Source organism: Methyloglobulus sp., from assembly GCF_046714055.1.
In the GTDB taxonomy this organism is placed as follows: domain Bacteria; phylum Pseudomonadota; class Gammaproteobacteria; order Methylococcales; family Methylomonadaceae; genus Methyloglobulus.
On sequence record NZ_JBKKBJ010000037.1, the window covers coordinates 1 to 5,692 of the forward strand.

Below are 5,692 nucleotides of genomic sequence, written 5' to 3' on the forward strand. Positions count from 1 at the left end.
CCAATCAATATTTCCTGCATGGCTTAAGTACTCCCGCTACAATTTAAAATACGCCAGCATCGTAGCACAGCAAACTCTTGCAAGAAAGCAGGACATCCTCTATAACTATCACGAACAAGAACGTTAATTGGCTTTGCAAGACAGGCAAGGCGGGTATGATAGGGATAATTGGAAAACCATCAATCCCCGATCATAAAATTTGAGTGCGCTTTTTTTACTGACCGCTATCTGCTCATACCCCCATCTCAATCCCTGTTTTAAAACATCGAGGTAATTATCATGACAACCATAGCAGACCCCATCATTGGCAGTTGGTACAAAGATTTAGAAAACAACCTGAAGTTTAAAGTCATCAACATTGAAGATGACAGCGATTCGATTGAAGTCCAGTACCTGAACGGCGACATAGGCGAGTACGACCAGGAAAGCTGGTACGGATCAACTTTCGAGTACATCGAAGATCCTGAAGATTGGAGCGCTCCCTTCGACGACATTGAAAGTGACGACCTAGGGTATTCTGACACTGATGAACACAGGCCTAACCTTGAAGACGTGGATATTGAAGACTATTTGGATTAATTAGGGACAAGACATGAAAATGAGCGCCCAGGAGTTCCTGGACTGGCCATCAAAACGGATTACCCTGTTGGCGATGTCCGGCGCTGGGAAGACAACGCTTGCAAATAAATTGCCCAAGGCCAAGTGGTTTCATTATTCCGGGGATTACCGGATAGGCACAAAATATCTGGAAGAGCCGATCCTGGACAACATTAAACGCGAAGCCATGCACATGCCTTTTCTGCGTAATTTGTTGCTTTCCGACTCCATCCATATCAGCAACAAAATAACGGTTGATAATCTTGCGCCAGTGTCCAGCTTTCTCGGCAAACTGGGCAACCCTGAATTGAACGGGTTATCGCTACAAGAGTTCAAGCGCCGTCAAAAGTTGCATCACCAAGCAGAAGTTGCGGCGATGAAAGATGTGCCCGAATTTATTGATAAGGCCGAAGACATTTATGGTTATAAGCACTTTATCAATGATGCCGGTGGCAGTGTTTGCGAACTGGATAGCCAAGATGTGTTGGACACACTGGCACAGCATACGCTAATCATCTATATCAATATACCGTCCGCCCTGGAGAAAACCATTGTCGAACGTGCCAAAACCGACCCCAAGCCGCTTTATTACCGGGAAGCTTTTCTCGAAGACAAGCTGGCAGAGTATTTGCAGTTGAAAAGCTACGCAACCCCAAGCAGCATTCCACCTGACGAATTTGTGACATGGGTGTTCCCAGAGTTATTTAAGTCGAGGTTGCCCCGCTACCAGGCCATTGCCGACCGATACGGTTACACAATTGATGCAAACGATGCCGCCAATGTGAATAACGAAGACGATTTTATCCACCTTGTTGCACAGGCATTAAGCCACTAAGTTCCCATTAACGTTACTGATTATGCCTTTAGTTGCACACACGAATTTGCCGACATTCCGCCGTTTACAGGAGGAAGGCGAGGAGATATTAGACCCGGTACGCGCCAGCAATCAGGATATTCGGGAAATGCACATCGGCCTGCTGAACATGATGCCGGATGCTGCGCTGGAAGCGACGGAAAGGCAATTCCTCCGGCTGCTGGGGGCTTGTAACCAGATTGTGCAATTCCACGTACACTTGTTTACGGTAGAAGGGTTGACCAGAAGCCCAGAAACCCAAGCGCATATCGAAAAATATTACGAGTCATTCGACCAGATCAAACAAGATGGCCTTGACGGCCTAATAATAAGCGGCGCTAATGTCGTCGGCATAAAACTGGCTGAGGAAGATTTTTGGCAACCGTTAACCGAGGTTTTTTCCTGGGCCACACAAAATGTCACCTCGGTGCTCTGCTCATGCCTTGCTACCCATGCTTTAATCCAATATAGCTATGGTATTAAACGCACTCCCATAGGCAAAAAGCGCTGGGGGGTGTATGCACACAAAACTTTCAACCGGACACATCCCCTGGTTGCTGAAATCAACACGCGCTTTGATGTGCCGCACTCCCGCTTCAACGAAATATTTCAAAGCGACATGGAAAAGCATGGGCTTAAAGTATTGGTCGCCAGCAAAGAAGCGGGCGTACACTTGGCCGTTAGCCCCGACGGATTCCGTACCGTGTTCTTCCAAGGCCATCCGGAATACGATGACATTAGTTTGCTAAAAGAATACAAACGTGAAGTGTTGCGCTTTTACGGGGGAGAACTGGACGCCTATCCGCCCTTTCCGGAAAATTATTTTAATGTTGCCGCCCAGCAAGTTTTCTTAGCTTATGAACAACACGTCAAACATGCCAAACAAACCGGCACCAAACTTGAAGAATTCCCTGAACATCTGATATTGGAACACATTGACAACACCTGGCGCGATACCGCAAAAGCCGTCTTCAATAACTGGCTGGGGAAAATCTACCAACTCACCAACCAAGACCGGCGTTTGCCGTTCATGGAAGGCATTGATCCAAACAATCCGCTGAATTTATAGGTCAAGCATAAATGCACGAAACCTTTCTGCAACAGGCGCTGCAATTGGCGGCGGATAATGCCGATGGAGAGGGTGGGCCGTATGGTGCAGTCATCGTCAAGGACAATCGCGTCATTGCCGCCAGCGCCAACAAGGTCACCAGCGCCATCGACCCCACGGCACATGCCGAGATTATGGCGATTAGGGCAGCTTGCATGCAGCTTAACGATTTTCGGCTGACTGGTTGTGTGCTATACACCAGTTGTGAGCCTTGCCCCATGTGCCTGGGCGCGATCTACTGGGCAAGGCTAGATACGGTTTATTATGCCTGCAATCGCTTTGATGCAGCCGCTGCCAACTTTGATGACAGCTTTATCTATGATGAAATTAACTTGTTGCCTCAACACCGTCGTATCCCCATGCTGCATATCGATCTGCCTAATGCACGGAAGCCATTTGATATCTGGAACCAGAAAGCTGACAAAATACCGTACTGAAAGGACAATCAAGCTTAGTCAGGTAGGCTGCCTGCCTACTTGTTTGGCACAACCCAACATTTTTATAGGCCGGTGCTGGGCTTGGCTTGAAGAACCGCCACTAATTCTGTATATCTTGAATGTTTTGTATATTTTCTACTTTTTTTGGCGGTTGCGTTGCACTCGCAGGAGGCGCCACTCCATTCTGAACGGCAGGTGCAGGTGCAGCTACACTAGCACCTGTTGGGGCAACCGTTTCCGCTGGTTTTGGCACATCAAGCACTTTGGGCTTATCCGCCACTTTAATCAACCAACCGATTGTCGAGTAGCACCCTAAAATCGCCGGAATACGGGCGCTAATACGAACGGATTTTCCGGTAAACTCTGGCGGTAATTTGGCCTTGACCTTATGGTAAGTCTCGCTGCTTTGAACAGTAAATGGAATGTCCAGGTCTTTGCCTGTTAATTTGAATTTTTTAGGATTTGCCCATTCTGATACGACAAAGCTAAACTCGGTCTCAGGTGGAACTTCCTTCTTGTCCGGTACTTTATATTCCGGCAGCGTAAATTCCTGGACTTTTGGATTTCTGCATCTCTCTTTTTCTTTAGCATCACTGTAGGCCAGCGCTTCAATACTGGACATAGCCACTGCAACCAGCGTTAAACTTTTGAATATGGTATCTAGTTTCATCATCCATCCCCCGTCGTGTGTCGATCTTTGATAATTGTTTTGCCCCGAACTATAAGGCAAAGCCGCTTTGATTATTTTCTTTTGTTTTATGTTGTCTTGTACAATACCAGCCCACGCAATTTTAGCAAGAGAACCACCATTGAGCGAACAAAATCAAGACAGCCTGAATTACAAAAGCGCCGGTGTCGATATTGCCGCTGGCAATGAATTAGTTGAGCGGATCAAACCTATCGCAGCGCAAACCCGGACTGCTGGGGTCTTAGCTGGTTTGGGCGGCTTTGGCTCGCTGTTTGAACTGCCTTTAGATCGCTACCAGAACCCCATCCTGGTTTCCGGCACAGATGGCGTAGGCACCAAACTAAAACTGGCGATTGTATCAGGCATCCACAACACGGTGGGCATTGATTTGGTTGCGATGTGTGTTAACGACATCATCGTGCAAGGCGCAGAGCCGTTATTTTTCCTGGATTATTTTGCCACCGGAAAACTGGATGTTGATACCGCCGCCTCCGTTATCGAAGGGATAGGCGTAGGCTGTGAACTGGCAGGGGCGGCGCTGGTGGGAGGCGAAACCGCTGAAATGCCTGGTATGTATGCCGATGGCGAGTACGATCTGGCCGGTTTTTGCGTGGGCATCGTCGAAAAAAGCAAAATAGTTGACGGCAGCAAGGTCAAGGCAGGCGACAGGCTTATCGGCATAGCCTCCTCTGGGCCGCATTCAAATGGTTATTCCTTAATCCGCAAAATACTGGCTCACAGCAATGCCGCATTGTCCGACCCGTTTGACGGAAGCACTTTAGGAAAAGTGCTGCTTGAGCCCACCAGAATCTATGTCAAATCCTTGTTATCACTGTTAGATCAAGTACCTGTACATGCCTTAGCCCATATCACTGGCGGCGGCATCACCGAAAACCTACCTAGAGTGCTGCCCACAGGCATCTGTGCACAGATCAACCTTTCTTCTTGGGAATTTCCACTCATTTTCAAATGGTTACAACAGCAAGGTAAGGTATCACTAGCCGATATGCTGACGACTTTTAACTGTGGCGTAGGCATGATAATCGTTGTCCCGGAAGAACATGAAAATGCTGCGCTTAGGTATCTGGAGAGGTCGGGTGAGACTGCGTTTCCGCTGGGTGAGCTGGTTGAATCGGAAGGTAAGTCGCGAGTCAGTTATCGATAAACCGAGAAAATACGGTAGATCACATGCTGTGGTTGGTCGGGGATGATAAATCTAGGTAGCCATGGCTTATGTTAATTTCTTTAAATCTCGATAAAAATTCTCATGAGAGCCATAAGCCAATAAAGTGGGCGTATCAATATCTTTATTGTATAGATAGGCCAAAAGCATCCTGTTCAAGTTAACTTTAAACTTATAAACTCGAACGCCAGAAAGATCACCTATTTTTAAAACTCCAGCTTCCGGATTTTCTATCAACGCTTTGACCGCATTATCTAAAACCACTTTTTCTTGGGGATGCAGCCTTTTAATTGCCCGGGTAAAGTGGCCGCTCTGTAAAACCTTCATCCGAATTCATACTCGGCGACATCGCCAACCTCAACTTCTTGTAAGCCAATTAAAACATCTTTTACAAAGCCAATCGGTAAATCCGGGTTTTCTTCCGCTATCTTTCCTAACCGTGCCCAATGTTCTATTTGCTTGGGTACCGACCTGTGCATAGCAATTGCCGTTGCTTTTGCGGCATCAATAAAATCGTCGGATAACTTAACAGTCGCCATAAACACCACTCCTTATTAACTTTAACAGGCAGGAAAGGCGTCACTATACAGCATAAGGTTGTAAAAAGAAACCTACGTAAGCTAAGGTATAGAACTGTTGCCTTGGTTACCGTACCATTGCCTACTCTCTGGCCAGAAATATAGGCAACTACTTGTTTAGTCCCACTATTAAGTGGTCTGGTTTAATAGTAAAAATAGTAGGCATTTTCTGGTAAAAGTTGAGTATAGCCTCGAAAGGCGGTAGGCGTCCAATAGCGCGTAATTTGGGGTTGAAGTTGTAATTGATG

Annotated in this window: 8 protein-coding genes; 5 read left to right on the forward strand and 3 right to left on the reverse strand. The window is 46.8% G+C overall.

Going from position 1 to position 5,692, the window contains the following annotated elements:
• Positions 1 to 279 precede the first annotated feature (279 nt).
• Genes ACLQ6D_RS02175 through ACLQ6D_RS02190 form a run of 4 tightly spaced genes read left to right on the forward strand, consistent with a single transcriptional unit; the run spans position 280 to position 2,995 of the window.
• Positions 280 to 579: a DUF6763 family protein gene (locus ACLQ6D_RS02175; RefSeq protein WP_411725617.1), complete on the forward strand. Its 300-nt coding sequence runs from the start codon at positions 280 to 282 to the stop codon at positions 577 to 579.
• Between the two features lie 13 nt (positions 580 to 592).
• Positions 593 to 1,432 carry an ATPase gene (locus ACLQ6D_RS02180; protein WP_411725618.1) on the forward strand — a complete coding sequence of 280 codons (840 nt, stop codon included), beginning with the start codon at positions 593 to 595 and terminating at the stop codon, positions 1,430 to 1,432.
• A 22-nt stretch (positions 1,433 to 1,454) separates the two neighbouring features.
• Positions 1,455 to 2,519, forward strand: a complete 1,065-nt coding sequence (metA, locus tag ACLQ6D_RS02185) for a homoserine O-succinyltransferase MetA (protein WP_411725619.1) — start codon at positions 1,455 to 1,457, stop codon at positions 2,517 to 2,519.
• Positions 2,520 to 2,530: 11 nt separating this feature from the next.
• The gene (locus ACLQ6D_RS02190) at positions 2,531 to 2,995 is read left to right on the forward strand and encodes a nucleoside deaminase (RefSeq protein ID WP_411725620.1); all 465 of its coding nucleotides are present in this window, start codon (positions 2,531 to 2,533) and stop codon (positions 2,993 to 2,995) included.
• A 100-nt stretch (positions 2,996 to 3,095) separates the two neighbouring features.
• Here ACLQ6D_RS02190 and ACLQ6D_RS02195 read toward each other — a convergent pair whose 3' ends face one another.
• Positions 3,096 to 3,668, reverse strand: a complete 573-nt coding sequence (locus tag ACLQ6D_RS02195) for a hypothetical protein (RefSeq protein WP_411725621.1) — start codon at positions 3,666 to 3,668, stop codon at positions 3,096 to 3,098.
• A gap of 136 nt (positions 3,669 to 3,804) precedes the next feature.
• On the opposite strand from ACLQ6D_RS02195, the gene purM reads away from it, so the two are divergent.
• Positions 3,805 to 4,848: a phosphoribosylformylglycinamidine cyclo-ligase gene (purM, locus tag ACLQ6D_RS02200; RefSeq protein ID WP_411725622.1), complete on the forward strand. Its 1,044-nt coding sequence runs from the start codon at positions 3,805 to 3,807 to the stop codon at positions 4,846 to 4,848.
• Between the two features lie 66 nt (positions 4,849 to 4,914).
• Here the strand turns inward: purM and ACLQ6D_RS02205 are convergent, their stop codons facing one another.
• Entirely contained in the window at positions 4,915 to 5,193 is a 279-nt protein-coding gene (locus tag ACLQ6D_RS02205) for a type II toxin-antitoxin system RelE/ParE family toxin (protein ID WP_411725623.1), read from the reverse strand.
• Positions 5,190 to 5,405 (reverse strand): TA system antitoxin ParD family protein, encoded by a 216-nt coding sequence (locus tag ACLQ6D_RS02210; RefSeq protein WP_411725624.1) that lies wholly within the window; start codon positions 5,403 to 5,405, stop codon positions 5,190 to 5,192. Before ACLQ6D_RS02210 ends, ACLQ6D_RS02205 begins: the two co-directional genes overlap by 4 nt.
• Positions 5,406 to 5,692 lie beyond the last annotated feature (287 nt).

Coding starts and splice junctions, on each gene's coding strand:
- ACLQ6D_RS02190 (WP_411725620.1), top strand. CDS start 2,531: ATGCACGAAACCTTTCTGCAACAGGCGCTGCAATTGGCGGCGGATAAT.
- metA (WP_411725619.1), top strand. CDS start 1,455: ATGCCTTTAGTTGCACACACGAATTTGCCGACATTCCGCCGTTTACAG.
- ACLQ6D_RS02180 (WP_411725618.1), top strand. CDS start 593: ATGAAAATGAGCGCCCAGGAGTTCCTGGACTGGCCATCAAAACGGATT.
- ACLQ6D_RS02205 (WP_411725623.1), bottom strand. CDS start 5,193: ATGAAGGTTTTACAGAGCGGCCACTTTACCCGGGCAATTAAAAGGCTG.
- ACLQ6D_RS02210 (WP_411725624.1), bottom strand. CDS start 5,405: ATGGCGACTGTTAAGTTATCCGACGATTTTATTGATGCCGCAAAAGCA.
- ACLQ6D_RS02195 (WP_411725621.1), bottom strand. CDS start 3,668: ATGATGAAACTAGATACCATATTCAAAAGTTTAACGCTGGTTGCAGTG.
- ACLQ6D_RS02175 (WP_411725617.1), top strand. CDS start 280: ATGACAACCATAGCAGACCCCATCATTGGCAGTTGGTACAAAGATTTA.